This window comes from Zobellia alginiliquefaciens, assembly GCF_029323795.1.
Lineage (GTDB): Bacteria > Bacteroidota > Bacteroidia > Flavobacteriales > Flavobacteriaceae > Zobellia > Zobellia alginiliquefaciens.
In genome coordinates this window covers 1405924-1422415 of sequence record NZ_CP119758.1, presented here as the reverse complement: position 1 = coordinate 1422415, position 16492 = coordinate 1405924, and the positions used below count along the sequence as shown (strand labels likewise).

The following is a 16492-nucleotide window of genomic DNA, read 5'->3' as shown; positions in this document are numbered from 1 at the left end:
CGGCCATCAACTAAATAGATTATGGATTACATTGAAGTTCTTGGGTTGGCGGCTGCTATTCTCACTACGGCGGGTTACGTACCGCAAGTCTATAAAACGTGGCGAGATAAGTCTACAAAAGACATTTCGTTAACCACCTATTTGGTACTTTTTATTGGCGTTGTATTATGGCTCACCTACGGTATATTAATAAGTAGTCTGCCGGTTACTCTGGCAAACGGCATAACGGCCTTTCTGCTTTTATTTATGCTAATATTAAAATTCAAGTACAAATAACCAAAGACATTTTGGCAGCATATAACTTCAAAACCTCGCAAAATTGATTTGGCGAGGTTTTTGCTTTTCAATATATCCAGTGATTGATTGTTGTTGAAGCACCTCACTTCGACTGCGCTCAGTGAGGTGCAAGAATTAGGTTGAAAAAGAGAGTTTTTAAAAAATCTGAGTTTTGCTTGTTTAGTGTAATTGATATAGTAAAGGAGGAAAAACAACCTTAGTTTCTAGTTTGTTGAACGCAGTAGAGGATGAAACAATGGAATCTACCTCACTGAGCGCAGTCGAGATAGAAGAGGAGTAACAATATCGGAATCTACCTCACTGAGCGCAGTCGAAGTGAGGTAGATTTGATTATCTTTAAATTCAAATCTTAAAAGAATAAAATTATGATGGGATATTATATATTGATCGGTGCTATAGCTTTAGTAAGCTGGTTGGTGAGTAGTAAATTAAAAAGTAAGTTTAAGCATTATTCCAAAGTACATCTTAGTAATGGCATGAGCGGTGCTGAAATTGCGGAAAAAATGTTGGCTGACCATGGCATTAGAGACGTAAAAGTGGTTTCAACCGCAGGTATGCTTACGGACCATTACAATCCACAGAACAAAACGGTAAATTTAAGTGAAGGGGTTTATAACCAAAGAAACGCTTCTGCAGCAGCTGTTGCGGCTCACGAATGTGGTCATGCGGTACAACATGCACAAGCGTACGAATGGTTGACTTTACGCTCTAAATTGGTGCCTATCGTTAGCATTACGTCCAGTATGTCTATGTGGGTCGTTTTTGGTGGGTTGATGTTGGGTGCCGCGGCAGGAGTTGGTATAGGATATTGGGTAGCGGTAGCCGGTCTGATTATGATGGGTATGGCAACATTGTTCAGCTTTATAACCCTACCGGTAGAATACGATGCTAGTAACCGTGCCTTAGCATGGTTGAAAGCTAAGAATGTAGTAACACCACAAGAATATAAAGGTTCGGAAGATGCGCTTAAATGGGCTGCACGTACGTATTTGGTAGCGGCAATTGGTTCATTGGCCACTTTGGTATACTGGGGTATGCAAGTATTGGGTGGCAGGGATTAATAATATTCCGCTACGCAGTAGCTTAGAAAATATTAAAAAGGCTGTCCAAAACGAATTGGACAGCCTTTTTAATTTGAGTTAGCTTTACTTTAAAATTCTTGGTTACTCTGCTTTTATACGCTCATCAATAAATTTAAGGGCAATTCCATCGCGGCCCATGATTTCGAATAAGTCGAGTATATCACGCATTGTTTTTTCTTCTTCCAATTGCTCGGTAACGAACCACTGTAGAAAGTTCTCAACGCCAAAGTCGTTGTTGTTCTTAGCGGCTGCTACAATTCTATTAATTGATTTTGTAACCTCTATTTCTTGGCTTAAAGCAGTTTCGAAAATTTCCTCCAAAGAAGAAAAATCGTGATTTATATTTTCTATGTTGGGAGATAGGGCGTTGCCACCACAATCGTTCACGAACTTAAAAATTTTCATCATATGCTCTCTCTCCTCGGCAGCTTGTGCATATAAAAAATCTGCACTTCCTATATAACCACGTTGATCGCACCATGAAGCCATGGCCAGGTAAGAGGCCGATGCTTTTCCTTCCATCTGTATTTGGGTATTAAGCATATCCATGCTTTCTACCTTCATACTCATCTGTTGTCTTGCTATATCTTTCATTGTTTGCTTTTCTTTACTTAACGTAAAGTTATTACAAAAGAGTGCATATAACTAGGGCCCAGACTAATTTATAACTGGTTTTAGACTCATTAAAAATAGTGGAAAATCAGGATTTAACACTCAGTGTTGGTGTCTGAGCGGCAATATCAAGAATAAATAGTGAACCGATTAAAAGTTCTTTAAGGTCCAGAACCTCAAGGGTGTTAAGAACAAAAAGATGTTCCTTATTGCAAAGCGATAAAATTTCAAGCCCATGTGGGTTGGCGTCACCTTCAAAATGGTTTTCAATGTTAATTGTCCAAACTGACTGCCTTAAGGCAAGCAATTGACAAAAAGACAAACGAACCACCTTCTGGCCCATATCAATATAGAAGCATCTTTCCTTGTCAGATTGGAAAAATGTATAGTATTGTGATGAGTATATTAGCTCCATTGGGGACAAAAATAATCCTTATTTAGATTTAATACAAATATTATATCTGAATTTGTCGATCAATTTGTTGTGCAAGGGAAATAAAGGTCTCCGTACGGGATACACCCTCTATTTGTTGAATATCTTTATTGAGCACGTGCATTAGGTGTTCATTGTCCCTACAGAGCACTTTTATGAGAATGGACCAGTTTCCTGTAGTGTAATGACATTCAAGTACTTCTGGTATTTTTTCCAGCTGTTTTACTGCGGCGGGATTGCTCATGGCCTTATCTAGATAAATACCAATATAGGCCATGGTATGGTAACCAATTATTTTTGGATTGATAACGAATTTTGACCCGGATAGTAGTCCTGAAGATTCTAATTTTCGCAATCGTTGGTGAATAGCGGCACCAGAGATGCCAATATTACGAGCAATTTCAAGAATAGGTTTTCTGGCGTCATCCATTAAGTACCTTAGGATTTTTTTGTCAATACCGTCAATTTTCACCTTATCGTTACCTAGTTTCATATTTTGAGTTATAAATTGATGGTAAAAGTAGCTATTATTGTTTGAATTGTATACTTTCTAAAATCTAGGTGTGTGGTGTTACTGGCTATTGCTAATCTCCATTGGAGACGGGGCTTAAGTTGTATCCCAAATACGGTACTTCGTATTCTTTAAAGTCGATTCCGTATGCCTTAAGTTCTTTTAGTATAGGTTCATAAACTTCCTTTTTAATGGGAATCTGAACTCCAGGCGTTGTTATTTTTTTATTTAAAATGGCTAAAGTAGCGATGGCAACGGGTAAACCAACCGTTTTGGCCATAGCTGTATATGTTCTGTTTTCTCCTATGACCACCATGTTCGCATCAATTTGGTGTTTCTCTCCATTCAGCTCGTAACCGAATTTGTGATACATAACGATCATATCTTTGTCAGAATCCGCTAGCGTCCAGCTATCTTCTAGGATGTATTGTAGTATTTGTGCGGGAGTGGCGTTTTTTAGCTCTATTTTTTTATCGTCTTCAAATAGATGAAGCTCCAATAATTTTTCCCACATGCTATCATCTTGGTCAATTTTAAGGTAGTGACGTAATTTTAGTTCTACCGAATCTGTTGGGGAATAGGGCAAAAACAGATTGGTAAACTCTCGGTAAGACATGTTTTCAGAATTCTCAATGGTGTAACTGTCATCGGTCATACCTAGTTGTACGAACATGTTCCACGCTTTTGAAAACCCGGTCCTGCGCATAGTGCCTCTGTAGAGGGTAAGTATATTTTCTAGGCCGTATGCTTCTCTATAGTTTAAGGAGTCTCGGTTCGCATAGCCTTCAAAACGACCATACCCTTCAATATCAAAAAATTCTGTTCGCCTAAAAAGCTTATGGTAGGGTACATATTTATAAGTACCTTCTTGAATGAATTTAGCGGCACCGCCTTGGCCCGCTAAAACCACATTTCTTGGGTTCCAGGTGAATTTATAGTTCCAAAGGTTATTGTCGCTTTCGGGAGCAACCAATCCACCACAAAACGATTCAAAAAGCAACATTTTTCCTCCCTTGTCCCTTATGCGGTCAATAATCTGCATGGCACTCATGTGGTCTATACCGGGGTCTAGTCCCACTTCGTTCATAAAAATAAGCCCTTTTTCTTGAGCCTGTGGGTCAAGTTTTTTTAAAGCATCGCTTACATAAGAAGCGGTCACAAGGTGCTTGCTGAGAGCAATACAGTCGGCAGCAATTTTAATATGTAAAAATGCGGGAAGCATAGAGACCACAATGTCACTTTCTGCAATGGCTTGCTGTCTGGCAACTTCATTCTGAATGTTGAGCTCAAACACGGTACAGTTTCTATGGTTGCTAATAGACTGTGAAATAGTATCGGGATTAAGGTCACCAATCGTAAGGTGTAATTCCTCTTCTTCAGATTTGTCAAGGAAGTAATCTAATAAGTATGAGGTAGATTTCCCTGCTCCTATAACAAGTATATTTCGCGGCATTTAGTTTTGTACTTTTAGTGGTTGTAACGAGATACTAAGGTAGTGATTGTTATATTTATAAAAAAATACATCATATAAGTTATGAACAAAACAATTTATCTCACTGGAATCCTATTAGGAGCCTTGGCTGTTATTTTAGGGGCTTTTGGAGCCCACGGTTTAGAAAAGCTCATTGATGCCGAAGCTATCCAAACTTTTGAGACCGGGGTAAAATACCAAATGTACCACGCATTACTTTTGCTTATTCTGGGAACAATGAAACAACTGCCCGAAGTTATGAAAAAGCTGATTTTCTATTTTCTGCTAGTTGGCATTTGTTGTTTTTCGTTCTCTATTTATTTACTGGCAACAAATAGTTTAACCTCCTTTGATTTTAAAGTGATTGGTCTGGTCACTCCGCTTGGTGGGACTCTGCTTATTATTGGGTGGAGTATATTCGGCTATCGAGTTTATAAACATTTCTACTAATAAATTCTCATTTTTTGGTATGTAAGATTATTATTTTGATAATTTTACCACCTAAAATGAACTCTGAATTAACAATTCTTAAAAAATGGGAAAATCTGTTTCTTTACAATCGTACGGTATTACGCACGAGAATCTGCATTATCAGTTATCGCCTTCCGAATTAGAAACCATTACTCTTGAGAAAGGAATGGGTAAAAAAGCATCGTCCGGTGCTCTAGCCGTTAACACCGGTGAATTTACGGGAAGATCTCCTAAAGATCGGTTTATTGTTAAAGATGCCGTTACCGAAGAAAAGGTTTGGTGGGGCGATATCAATATTCCGTTTGAGTCTTCTAAATTTGATGCGCTTTATGATAAGGTTATTGCTTATCTGAATGAAAAAGAATTGTTTGTGCGAGACTGTTATGCTTGTGCCGACCATAATTACCGAATGGATATTAGGGTGATAAATGAGTATCCGTGGTCCAATCAGTTTGCTTACAATATGTTTATCCGCCCAACGGAAGAAGAACTTAAGAATTTTGAACCTGAGTGGACGGTAATCAATGCACCGGGTTTTATGGCAGATGCCGAAGTAGACGGAACAAGGCAACATAATTTTGCAATTCTAAACTTTACCAGAAAAATTGCCCTGATTGGAGGAACGGGTTATACGGGAGAAATCAAAAAGGGAATTTTCTCGGCGTTAAACTTCATTCTTCCCGTGGAGAAAAATACCATGCCTATGCACTGTTCCGCAAATGTGGGTAAAGAAGGAGATACCGCTATCTTTTTTGGTCTTTCAGGTACAGGTAAGACTACGTTGTCCACAGATTCATCCCGAAAATTAATTGGAGACGATGAACATGGTTGGAACAATGAAAATGCCGTTTTTAATTTTGAAGGTGGATGTTATGCCAAAGTCATCAACCTATCTCAAGAGAACGAACCTGAAATCTTCGGAGCCATTAAAAAAGGTGCGATTTTAGAAAATGTTATAATGGATGAGGCTGGAAACGTAGATTTTGCCAACACCTCAATTACTCAAAATACGAGGGTGAGTTACCCAATTTATCATATTGAAAATGTAAAGCGCCCTTCCATAGGAAAGAACCCTAAGAACATTTTCTTTTTAACCGCAGACGCTTTTGGTGTACTGCCTCCAATATCCAAACTTACACCAAGCCAGGCAGCTTATCATTTTATATCCGGATACACGGCTAAAGTTGCCGGTACGGAAGCGGGTGTTGTGGAGCCAATACCGTCTTTCTCCGCATGTTTTGGAGCTCCTTTCATGCCATTGCATCCCGCTAAATATGCTGAAATGTTAAGCAAGAAAATGCAAGATGCCGGTGTAAATGTATGGTTAGTCAACACGGGGTGGACCGGTGGCCCCTACGGTGTAGGGACGCGAATGAAATTGAAGTATACCCGAGCCATGATCAATGCGGTTCTTAATGACGATTTAGGGTTGTATAATTATGATGATTACCATATTCATTCCGTTTTTGGTGTCGCTCAACCTAGGGAATGTCCTGGTGTGCCAACAAAAGTATTGAGCCCAAGAGCTACATGGAACGATGACCAGGCTTATTATACCACCGCTTTTAAATTAACGAATGCCTTTAGAGAGAATTTCAAAAAATTTGAAGCCTTTGCAAGTGAAGAAATCCGTCGTGGTGGTCCACAGCGGTATGCATTCTAGAAATTATGGCAATAGTATAATTAAAAAACCCTTTGTTCAAAATTTTGAACAAAGGGTTTTTATATGGTATGAAGTAAAGCTCTATTTACTTCTTGTTTGCGGTATTAATGTACTTCTGAAGAGCCATGGTCATAGATGGGGTTTCAGGAGTAGGTGCTTTAATATCTATGCGTAAACCGGCATCAGTAGCTGCATTTACCGTAGAGTTTCCGAAAACGGCAATTCTTGTGTCATTTTGCTCAAAATCCGGAAAGTTCTGCAATAGTGATTCAATACCTGACGGGCTGAAGAAGACCAAGATGTCATAATACACATCTCTTAAGTCAGATAAGTCGCTAATAACTGTTTTGTAGAAAATTGCTCTTTTCCACTCAATATCAAGTTCGTCCAAAATTTCAGGTACAATGGGCTTCAATGCATCTGAAGAAGGCAACAAAAATTTCTCGCCTTTATATTTTTTGAACAAGGGAACCAATTCTGGAAAATTACGTTTACCTACATAAATTTTACGCTTGCGATAAACCACATATTTCTGTAAGTAGTATGCTACAGCCTCTGACTGGCAAAAGTACTTCATTGAATCGGGTACCTTGAAGCGCATTTCTTCAGCAATTCTAAAGAAATGATCAACAGCGTTTCGGCTAGTTAGAATGATTGCCGTATAGTTTTTTAGGTCTATTTTTTGCTGGCGCACATCTTTAGCGTCCACACCTTCTACGTGAATAAAAGGCCTGAAGTCAACTTTAACTTTTTCCTTATCTATCAGTTTCGAATACGGTGAGTTTTCCATCTTCGGTTCTGGTTGGGAAACCAAAATCGTTTTTACTTTCATATAAACCTATTGTTTAAGATAACTGCCAATGATAACAAACGGGGAAATTTCGAGAGCGCAAAGGTACAAAATAAAATAGAAAAAGTAGGAAGTGATAAATTTTTGGTGATTCCTTAACACTGTGACCCACCCAATTACATTAATCAGAAGAACTAAAAGTATGGCAACATATACGACCATATGCGAGCCCTGCGCTACATAAGCCAGTATTACATTGGCTAAAAACATGATGATCCCGCTATAATTTAAGTACGATAATTTTTTAAAAATAAGCTCGCCAATGGTCTTTCCTGAACCAAAAATGAAGCCGTTACCTAGTTGTAAGATTATTTTTACGACAATAAAACCCAAAATGCACGCTAAAATGATAGGGTACATAAAGGGATAGGCATCATTTGTATTGCCTCTTAATATTTGTCTAGCCAAGAAAACAAAAAGCGAAAAATTAATCACCTGAAAAATGGTGAAAAATATGTGAAACCAGTTCATCAACTTTTCTTTTTTGCTGTACATGAAAATGTACTTGTTGTTGAACGGTAATATTATAAAGTTTAGAAAGCGACTATAAAATAACCCTTTGGCAAGTACCAAGAATACTATACTGCTAATGAGTATTATGGTAATCCAATCAGCGGTGCCCGCAGTTCTTAGTATTGGTTCCATTACTCTACTTTTGTGTTTCTTCCATTAATGCCATAATTCAAATGATTCTCCATTATACCTATTCTAACGTACTTTGGCTCTTTTAATTTTCTCGGCTTCGGAAATTTAAAGGAATAGGTAAGTGTGTCCTTTGCTTTGATTGTGGAAATACTGGGATCTTTTAAAGTTGGTTTATTAGGTAATTTGTCCTTTACAATCTTAAAATCCGTCATATAGGCCACATTAAACTTTAATTTACTTAAGTCTATGTCAAACTCATACGGATTGTAGAGTTGAAACGTTTGTTCTTGTTCAAGATTGAAATTAATTGGTGCTTCTAAAATGGTCTTTAGTTTCCTAAACGATTCAAAGTTGTCTATGTATTTACCATATATTTTACGTCTATCGTTTTTGGTAAAACTAACATCGGCATCTGAAGACCTACTAGATAGATATAATATTTTTTGATGTTGTACGGTTGCTTCGGAGTTGTCAATGGAGTACTGGTTAAGTCTATAACTTTCATTGTTAAGAGAGAAAGTATTATTTCCCGTATAAAATCCGAACATAGATGCTCCTCTGTAAGAGTTTTCAAAAACCAAGGGCATATCTCCTACTTCAGCCTGTATATCTTCTGCAAGTTCTTTGTTGCCATGGGTTTCATAATAAATAGGAGACATGGGTTCATAAACGAGTCCTATTCTTAGGTAAAGGATGATGATTATATTGACCAATCCCATTCTATAAATCCATTTTTTTGCAGTTTCGTTTTCCATTATAAATCGGAAAACAATAATAATTAGTGGAATATTTATCACAATAATCCATTGCGTCTGTATTCTTCGGTTAAAACTGGATAAGAAGAAGAAAATTAGAATTCCATACACTAAAAACAGCAAGGCCCTAGTAAATTTATCATTGGCCTTGGTTTTAAATAGGCCCCAATAAATCCATGGAAAAGTAAGTCCAAAAATCGCCACGAGGTTCACAAAAAAGCCCAAGGTATATTTTGTGAAATTGTAAGGGTCGTTGGGGCGATCAAAAAGGTGATAATTTATGGTGACAAAATCATTATCGTACAACCATATAAAATGTGGTACATAGCAGAGTAAAGCTACACAAACAGAAAGCCATGCATATTTATTCAATACCAGCTTTAAGTTAGATAGTAATATGAATATGATTACTAGGGCTGCATGGTATTTACTGTACATAAGCCCGGCCATGGTTACGCCCATGATTATACCCCAAAGTACATCCGGTTTCTCAATGAATCTTTTGTAAACATAAAGTAGTAAGGCCGTAAAGAACAATAAAGGGGTGTCCGGTAACGTAAAAAAACCGTAGGCGTTCAAAAGCGTCATGGAGTACGCCAGTACAAAAAAATGTATCGCGTATTCCTTTTTTCTAGGGAGGTCTACCGTACACCATAATATAAATAACGTAGCGGTAGAAAGTATACAGCTCATGAATCTAACCCCTAATTCCCCATCAAAAAAGAAACTGCTTATTTTAATGAGAACGGCTACCAAAGGTGGGTGGTCAAAATAGCCCCATGCCATGTCGCTTGCAAAGTGCCAATAGTACGCCTCATCAAAAATAAGTGGTGTGAAATAAGATTGAAGCAGGTTTATTAAAAAACCGATACCTAGTATGATTAGAAAAATTCGTGGTAGTTTAATCTTCATTCTTTAGTTGGTATCTCAAATTACTGCTTGTGCTATCAAATTAACAACGTTCAAAATTACAAATTCTGATAGATAGCCAACGCTTAAAAATTTCACAATTCGATTGTTGGCGTTTTTTAGAGAATTATAAAATGTTATTTTTGTCCAAATTCAAGCAAATCCGTGTCAGACAGCCTAGTTATTATCCCCACTTACAATGAGATAGAGAATATAGAAGCTATTATAAAAGCGGTCTTTGATCTTAATAAAAATTTTCATGTTTTAATTGTAGATGACAGTTCTCCTGATGGTACTGCTGAAAAAGTAGTAGAGCTGCAGCAAGCGTATGCAGATCGGCTTTTTTTAGAAGTGCGAAAAGAGAAATCTGGTTTGGGGACGGCATACATACACGGCTTTAAATGGGCCATTGAGAAAAAGTATGATTATATTTTTGAGATGGATGCCGACTTTTCTCATAACCCGGAAGATTTACAAAGGTTATATAGGGCCTGTGCCAATGGTGCTGATGTAGTTGTGGGCTCTCGCTATAAAAAAGGAGTGAACGTAGTAGATTGGCCTCTTTACCGCGTGTTACTGTCCTATGGGGCCTCTTTTTATGTAAAGATGATTACAGGAATGCGGGTCCATGATCCTACGGCCGGGTTTGTGGTATATAAGCGTCATGTCTTGGAAAATATTGATTTAGATTCTGTTCGTTTTGTTGGGTATGCATTTCAAATAGAAATGAAATTCAGGGCCTATTTAAAGAACTATAAGATTGAAGAAGTTTCAATTATTTTCCGGGATCGGGTAAGAGGTAAATCAAAAATGTCATCATCTATTATACAAGAAGCCATTTTTGGAGTTTTTATGATGAAGGTGCGAAGTATGTTCTATAAATCTAGATTTTAGTATGGGAAAAGTATTGATCAAAAACGCAAAAATCGTAAATGAAAATTCCATTTTTGAAAGCGATGTGTTGCTTCAAGATGATCTAATTGTAAAAATTGCGGCTAATATTTCTGATGATACGGCCAAGGTGATAGACATTCAGGGCAAATATCTTTTGCCAGGGGTTATAGATGATCAAGTGCACTTTAGAGAACCTGGTCTTACCCATAAAGGAGATATTGCTTCGGAAAGTAGGGCGGCCGTTGCTGGTGGAATTACTTCCTACATGGAACAGCCCAATACAAACCCGCAAACAACAACTATTGAAAAGCTTGAAGAAAAGTTTGAAATGGGTGCTCGCTCAAGTTTTGCCAATTACTCTTTCCCTTTTGGAGGGACTAACGATAATTTGGAAGAATTAAAGCGATTGGATAAAAATGCCTGTTCTGGTGTAAAGTTATTTTTAGGATCTTCTACAGGTAATATGTTGGTGGATAATGAAGAGGTCATAGAAAACATTTTTAGCAATACTGAAATGGTAATTTCCGCCCATTGTGAAGATGAGGGGACAATAAAAAGAAATCTAGCTGAGTATAAAGAAAAGTACGGAGAGGATATTCCTGTAAAATACCATCATAAAATACGTAGTGAAGAGGCTTGTTATCTTTCGTCTTCAAAGGCTATAGCACTAGCCAAAAAGACAGGGGCACGTCTTCATGTATTTCACTTGTCTACAGGAAAAGAAACGGAACTGTTCAGGAACGACATTCCGTTAGAACAGAAAAAAATTACAGCAGAGGTATGTGTACACCATTTGTGGTTCACCAATACCGATTATGATACCAAGGGAACTTTAATAAAATGGAACCCGGCTGTAAAAACTGCAGCAGATAGAGCGCAATTGTGGGAAGCATTATTAGATGATCGTTTAGATGTAATTGCAACGGATCATGCCCCACATTTATTAAGTGAGAAAGACAACGTATACACGAAAGCTCCTTCAGGTGGCCCGTTGGTGCAACATGCACTCCCGGCATTATTGGAAAAGGTTCAAGAGGGTGTGATTTCTTTGGAAAAAGTGGTGGAAAAGATGTGTCACAATCCGGCTATACTTTTTCAGGTTGAAAAACGAGGTTATATAAGAGAAGGTTATTATGCAGACTTGGTGGTGGTTGATGTAAATGCGCCTTGGCAGGTTACCAAAGAGAATATTGCTTATAAATGTAAATGGTCTCCTTTTGAAGGGGCTACTTTTACGTCTTCTGTAACACATACTTTTGTGAACGGTCATTTGGCCTATGAAAACGGAAACTTTTCTGAAGAGCGAAATGCAAAACGATTAACATTCAATAGATAATATGAGGGTTTTAGCTTTACTTACAGTTGTTTGCACACTTATCTCTTGCAATGAAACGCTTTTGAAAAAGCCGGAAAATCTTATTCCCAAGGATAAAATGGTTCAAATACTTCAAGATTTGGCCATTGTAAATGCCGCTAAAACAACAAATGTTCAGGTGCTGCGCGAAAATGATGTAGAACCCATGGACTATATTTTTAATAAATATGATATAGATAGCCTGCAGTTGGTAGAAAGTGATCGCTATTATGCTTCGCTGCCTGTGGAGTATGAGGAAATATATAAAGAAATAGAAGCAAACCTTGAGCGTGAAGGAAAAGCGTTAGAGGAACAGAAGAAAATTAATGATAGTCTTAGGGTTGCCAAAGAGAAGCTTAAACGCGAAAAAGCTAAGGCCGAGAAAGCTACTGATACTCTTCCTTAAATCTTTTGCAGCAAAACGAAATAGTTTGGTCTAGGGATATAAATTCAAAATTGACATCATTTTTAATTTTCTGATTATCATACATCTCTCGGTGTTTTAGAGAACGAATTGAATTTTTGGTAATTCTTCTTCCATTTTTTAGAAATAGGTTTTTGAGCCAATCGAACCACCTGCCAATTTCAAGTTGCCAAAATTTTAGCTGAACGGATGGCGGTTTAATTCCTAGTTCCGTGGTGATTTTGGTTAGAATTTCTTTAAAGGTCAAATTTTCGGCCACCGCAATATAGCGTTCGTTTATAACCTCTGAATCCATTAGGGAAATCATCATTTTAACCACATCATGAACCGTAATAAAACCCGTTCCGCCCGGCGGATAAAACCGATAACCCTTTTTGGCCACGGTAAATAAATCGCCGCTACCACTATGCCAAAATCCTGGGCCAATAATTACACCGGGGTTTACCATAACTACAGGTAGTCCTTCCTGAGAACCACGCCAAACTTCCATTTCCGCTGCTTGTTTGGTGAGTCCGTACACATTGGCCTCACGTGGTGTCCAAGCATTTTCTTCATCGGCCATGGTATCCTCCAAACTTTTACCAATAGCGCCTATGGTACTGGTGTAACACAATTTTTTTATGCCATTTGAAATACAAAGGTTTACAATATTGGCGGTTCCTTCGGTATTTATTTTTTGGAGTGTATCAAAATTTTTGGGGTCAAAAGAAATCAATGCGGCGGTATGGTAAACATGGGTAATTTGGTCAAAAGCAATTTCCAATGCGGGTATGTCAATAATATCGGCCTCTACCCATTCTATTTTGTTAAAGAGACTTTTGGCATCGTCTGAATAGTAGCCAAAAACCTTGGCCACGCGTTTCAGGTCGCTTCCCTTTCTATGAATTGCTCTAACGGAATGACCGTTCTCCATCAATTTAAATAAAAGATGTGAGCCCACTAACCCCGTTCCTCCTGTAACCAAGACCATGTGCCAAAGTTAGCAAATAGCGCGGAATAAATTCCTTTAATATTCAGGGGTTGGGCCATGATTTACTTTTATATTTGCAGCAAATTATCAGAATAAACGGACATGACTTCAAACTTTGTAGAAGAATTAAAATGGAGAGGCATGCTGCACGACGCAATGCCTGGAACCGAAGAGCACCTAATGAACGAAATGCAATCTGCATACGTAGGTATTGATCCTACGGCAGATTCACTACATATTGGCCACTTGGTGGGGGTAATGATGTTACGTCATTTTCAATTGGCAGGCCATAAGCCATATGCCCTTATTGGTGGTGCCACGGGTATGATCGGTGATCCTTCTGGTAAATCTGCGGAGCGTAATCTATTGGACGAGGCAACGCTACGCCATAATCAAGAAGGAATAAAAAATCAACTGTCACGGTTTTTAGATTTTGATAGTGATGCCGATAATGCTGCTCTTTTGGTCAACAATTATGATTGGATGAAGGATTTCTCTTTCTTGGATTTCATACGGGATGTTGGCAAGCATATTACTGTTAACTATATGATGGCGAAGGATTCCGTAAAAAAGCGACTTTCGGCAGAATCAAAAGAAGGGATGTCTTTTACCGAGTTTACCTACCAGATGGTTCAAGGATATGATTTTCTATATCTATACCAGAACCATAACTGTACATTGCAGATGGGAGGTAGTGATCAATGGGGGAATATCACTACGGGTACGGAGTTGATCAGAAGAATTGGCGGAGGAAAAGGGTATGCCTTAACATGCCCATTGATTACCAAGGCAGATGGTACTAAATTCGGTAAGACCGAGGGAGGTAATATCTGGTTGGATTCCGAGCGTACATCTCCTTACAAGTTTTACCAATATTGGTTGAACACATCAGATGCAGATGCTGAAAAGTATATTAAGATATTTACGTTCCTTTCTAAGGATGAGATAGATACATTGGTGAAAGAGCATCAAAAAGCGCCACATATGCGCATCTTACAAAAGCGACTTGCAGAAGAAATTACCGTTATGGTTCATTCGCAAGAAGATTTGGAGAACGCTCAAAAAGCGAGTAACATTCTTTTTGGAAAGTCAACATCCGAAGACTTAAAAGGTTTGAACGAAAAGACCTTTTTAGATGTTTTTGATGGTGTTCCACAAGCTGAAGTTTCCAAATCCGAACTTACACCAGGATTTGATATGATCGGTGCTTTGGCAGATAAAACAGGATTCTTGGCTTCTAATAGTGAAGCAAGAAGAGAGCTGAAACAAAATTCTATTTCAGTAAATAAAGAAAAGGTAAAAGCAGATTACCTAATCACGGAAAATGATTTGATCAATGGTAAGTTTGTTTTGCTGCAACGGGGTAAAAAGAACTATTTTGTTCTGGTAGTTAACTAGTCAATCGTTTTATTTTCTAGAAATCATAGACTAAATGGGGTTTAAAAAGCGTTATGTAGCCATAATACTTTTAAACCCCATTCTAGTATGCGTAAGTTTTTACTTCTTATAACCGTTATTTCAGTGTTTGCTTCTTGTGATAAATTAGATGAACTCACTAAGTTTAATATAGATTATACAACCCAGGTGACCATTCCATCCTCAACCGGAATAGACCTTCCTTTTGATATGTTTACACCGGATGTAGAAACCAATTCGGAATCGGAATTTGAGGTGAATGATACACGTAAAGATTTGATCGAGGAAATTAAGCTCACGGAATTGGAATTAAGGATTACAACACCGGACGATAGCGATTTTAGTTTTCTTGAATCTTTAAAAGTTTATATTTCTGCGGAAGGTCTTGAGGAAATTATGATAGCTTCCAAGGATGAGGTAGAAGAAACTGTGGGTGATGTTTTGGATGTAGATGTTTTGGATGTTGATCTTAAGGACTACATTAAAAAAGATAAATTCAATCTTAGATTGGAAACCGTTACGGACGAGCTGATCAGTACTGATCATGAGATAGACGTAAACACAACCTTCTTTGTAGATGCAAAGATTTTAGGTCTTTAAAGAACCATTAGATTACAACCCCTAACATCTGAATGGTCAAAACGGCCCAGTACTTCAAATGTGCCATTTTCATAGGTCTTGCCTAAATCTTGGGTAGCTATAAATGCGCAGGAATCAATATTGGCCAAATCAATGACATTCATACCTCCGGTTTTTCCGTGGTTTTGGTAAGTTAGCGGGTCTTCGGTATCACGGATTAATATTTTCATCCATGGTGGGGTTTCAAAAATGCCGTTGCCTTTGGAATACCCTTGGGATAGCAGTTCTGTCATACCATATTCGGAGTGTATGACCGGTACTCCAAATCCGGATTTTAGAATATCGTGTAGTTCTTCGCGAATTAATTCCTTTCTTCGTCCTTTCATGCCTCCAGTCTCCATAATGACCGTATTTTTCAATTGGAGCGAATGCTTTTCCGCCATATCTAGAAGAGCAAAGGAAACACCTATGAGTAGTATTTTTTGACCGGTTTTATCCAGCTGAATCAATTTATCCCTCAAACTATCAAGGTTGTTGAGGTAAAATCCGCTATCTACATGTTTGCTTTTTTTTATCATATCATCCACCATGTAAATGAGTGATGATCCTTCCCGTTCAAGATAAGAAGGTAGTAAAGCTAGAACGCAATAATCTTCAACTTTACCGTAGAATTGTTCAAAAGCTTTGCGGAAACTTTGCTCGTAAAGGGAAATGCGGTTAACAAAGTGTTTACTGGTTTCGTTTCCGGTGGTTCCACTACTTGTAAAAATAGTTTTAGGATGCTTTTCGCCAGAAATAATTTCTTTCGACTTAAAAAAAGAGATAGGCAGGAAAGGTATTTCTGAAACTTGGGTTACATTTTCGTCGGATTTCTTTAAATAAGAACAAAATTCACGGTACACGGCATTGGTTTGGAACTGATGCTTAAAAACTTTTAGAGCCTGTGCATCAAATTCAATTTGAGAATCAATTTTAAAAATTTCGGTACCGTCCATAATTACTTTACTGAAGCAAAAATAGTCATATACTTTCTGTAAAAAATAAACAAGATGGGTAAAAGTGTATAATTTTGGTATAGTTACGGAAGTTGGTATTGAACTAGGTGGCAAGTGTTAAAATTATTAACGTTTAACGTGTAAAGTGTTAATGTTTTCTA

Annotated in this window: 18 protein-coding genes; 9 read left to right on the top strand and 9 right to left on the bottom strand. The window is 37.8% G+C overall.

What is annotated here, in order from left to right; genetic code table 11:
* The first annotated feature begins 21 nt into the window (after window positions 1-21).
* Window positions 22-276 carry a SemiSWEET family sugar transporter gene (locus P0077_RS05975; protein ID WP_194528897.1) on the top strand — a complete coding sequence of 85 codons (255 nt, stop codon included), beginning with the start codon at window positions 22-24 and terminating at the stop codon, window positions 274-276.
* 386 nt (window positions 277-662) lie between these two features.
* Entirely contained in the window at window positions 663-1358 is a 696-nt protein-coding gene (locus P0077_RS05970; RefSeq protein WP_276168222.1) for a zinc metallopeptidase, read from the top strand.
* A 102-nt stretch (window positions 1359-1460) separates the two neighbouring features.
* Here the strand turns inward: P0077_RS05970 and P0077_RS05965 are convergent, their stop codons facing one another.
* The 4 genes from P0077_RS05965 to P0077_RS05950 all read right to left on the bottom strand — a co-directional run bounded on the left by P0077_RS05965 (window position 1461) and on the right by P0077_RS05950 (window position 4388).
* The gene (locus P0077_RS05965) at window positions 1461-1973 is read right to left on the bottom strand and encodes a ferritin (protein ID WP_276168221.1); all 513 of its coding nucleotides are present in this window, start codon (window positions 1971-1973) and stop codon (window positions 1461-1463) included.
* Between the two features lie 106 nt (window positions 1974-2079).
* Complete coding sequence (locus P0077_RS05960) at window positions 2080-2406, bottom strand: hypothetical protein (protein WP_276168220.1); 327 nt, start codon at window positions 2404-2406, stop codon at window positions 2080-2082.
* 40 nt (window positions 2407-2446) lie between these two features.
* Window positions 2447-2917 (bottom strand): Lrp/AsnC ligand binding domain-containing protein, encoded by a 471-nt coding sequence (locus P0077_RS05955; protein WP_276168219.1) that lies wholly within the window; start codon window positions 2915-2917, stop codon window positions 2447-2449.
* Window positions 2918-3008: 91 nt separating this feature from the next.
* Window positions 3009-4388: a saccharopine dehydrogenase family protein gene (locus tag P0077_RS05950; protein WP_276168218.1), complete on the bottom strand. Its 1380-nt coding sequence runs from the start codon at window positions 4386-4388 to the stop codon at window positions 3009-3011.
* Window positions 4389-4469: 81 nt separating this feature from the next.
* Here P0077_RS05950 and P0077_RS05945 point away from each other — a divergent pair, with 81 nt between their 5' ends.
* Together P0077_RS05945 and pckA are read left to right on the top strand one after the other, a co-directional pair.
* Window positions 4470-4856, top strand: coding sequence for a DUF423 domain-containing protein (locus P0077_RS05945; protein ID WP_276168217.1), 387 nt, complete (start codon window positions 4470-4472; stop codon window positions 4854-4856).
* Window positions 4857-4941: 85 nt separating this feature from the next.
* Window positions 4942-6540, top strand: coding sequence for a phosphoenolpyruvate carboxykinase (ATP) (gene pckA / locus P0077_RS05940; protein WP_276168216.1), 1599 nt, complete (start codon window positions 4942-4944; stop codon window positions 6538-6540).
* 85 nt (window positions 6541-6625) lie between these two features.
* Here the strand turns inward: pckA and P0077_RS05935 are convergent, their stop codons facing one another.
* The 3 genes from P0077_RS05935 to P0077_RS05925 are packed head-to-tail and all read right to left on the bottom strand — an operon-like array spanning window position 6626 to window position 9702.
* On the bottom strand, window positions 6626-7372 hold the full coding sequence (locus P0077_RS05935) for a uroporphyrinogen-III synthase (RefSeq protein WP_276168215.1): 747 nt from the start codon (window positions 7370-7372) through the stop codon (window positions 6626-6628).
* A 6-nt stretch (window positions 7373-7378) separates the two neighbouring features.
* The gene (locus P0077_RS05930; RefSeq protein ID WP_276168214.1) at window positions 7379-8035 is read right to left on the bottom strand and encodes a DUF4271 domain-containing protein; all 657 of its coding nucleotides are present in this window, start codon (window positions 8033-8035) and stop codon (window positions 7379-7381) included.
* Complete coding sequence (locus P0077_RS05925; protein ID WP_276168213.1) at window positions 8035-9702, bottom strand: ArnT family glycosyltransferase; 1668 nt, start codon at window positions 9700-9702, stop codon at window positions 8035-8037. Before P0077_RS05925 ends, P0077_RS05930 begins: the two co-directional genes overlap by 1 nt.
* 162 nt (window positions 9703-9864) lie before the next feature.
* On the opposite strand from P0077_RS05925, the gene P0077_RS05920 reads away from it, so the two are divergent.
* The 3 genes from P0077_RS05920 (at window position 9865) to P0077_RS05910 (ending at window position 12353) form a co-directional block, all read left to right on the top strand.
* A complete protein-coding gene (locus P0077_RS05920) occupies window positions 9865-10593 on the top strand; it encodes a polyprenol monophosphomannose synthase (protein WP_276168212.1) in 729 nt (242 codons plus the stop codon).
* 1 nt (window position 10594) lies between these two features.
* Entirely contained in the window at window positions 10595-11929 is a 1335-nt protein-coding gene (locus tag P0077_RS05915; RefSeq protein WP_276168211.1) for a dihydroorotase, read from the top strand.
* 61 nt (window positions 11930-11990) lie between these two features.
* A complete protein-coding gene (locus P0077_RS05910; protein ID WP_276168210.1) occupies window positions 11991-12353 on the top strand; it encodes a DUF4296 domain-containing protein in 363 nt (120 codons plus the stop codon).
* On the opposite strand, the gene P0077_RS05905 is transcribed toward P0077_RS05910, so the two are convergent.
* Window positions 12334-13341, bottom strand: a complete 1008-nt coding sequence (locus P0077_RS05905; protein ID WP_276168209.1) for an NAD-dependent epimerase/dehydratase family protein — start codon at window positions 13339-13341, stop codon at window positions 12334-12336. The two genes, P0077_RS05910 and P0077_RS05905, sit on opposite strands and share 20 nt — an antisense overlap.
* Before the next feature lie 102 nt (window positions 13342-13443).
* Here P0077_RS05905 and tyrS point away from each other — a divergent pair, with 102 nt between their 5' ends.
* Window positions 13444-14739 (top strand): tyrosine--tRNA ligase, encoded by a 1296-nt coding sequence (tyrS, locus tag P0077_RS05900; protein WP_276168208.1) that lies wholly within the window; start codon window positions 13444-13446, stop codon window positions 14737-14739.
* An 87-nt stretch (window positions 14740-14826) separates the two neighbouring features.
* Complete coding sequence (locus P0077_RS05895) at window positions 14827-15357, top strand: hypothetical protein (RefSeq protein WP_276168207.1); 531 nt, start codon at window positions 14827-14829, stop codon at window positions 15355-15357.
* On the opposite strand, the gene P0077_RS05890 is transcribed toward P0077_RS05895, so the two are convergent.
* Window positions 15354-16331 carry a LuxE/PaaK family acyltransferase gene (locus tag P0077_RS05890; protein ID WP_276168206.1) on the bottom strand — a complete coding sequence of 326 codons (978 nt, stop codon included), beginning with the start codon at window positions 16329-16331 and terminating at the stop codon, window positions 15354-15356. The two genes, P0077_RS05895 and P0077_RS05890, sit on opposite strands and share 4 nt — an antisense overlap.
* Window positions 16332-16492: the final 161 nt, after the last annotated feature.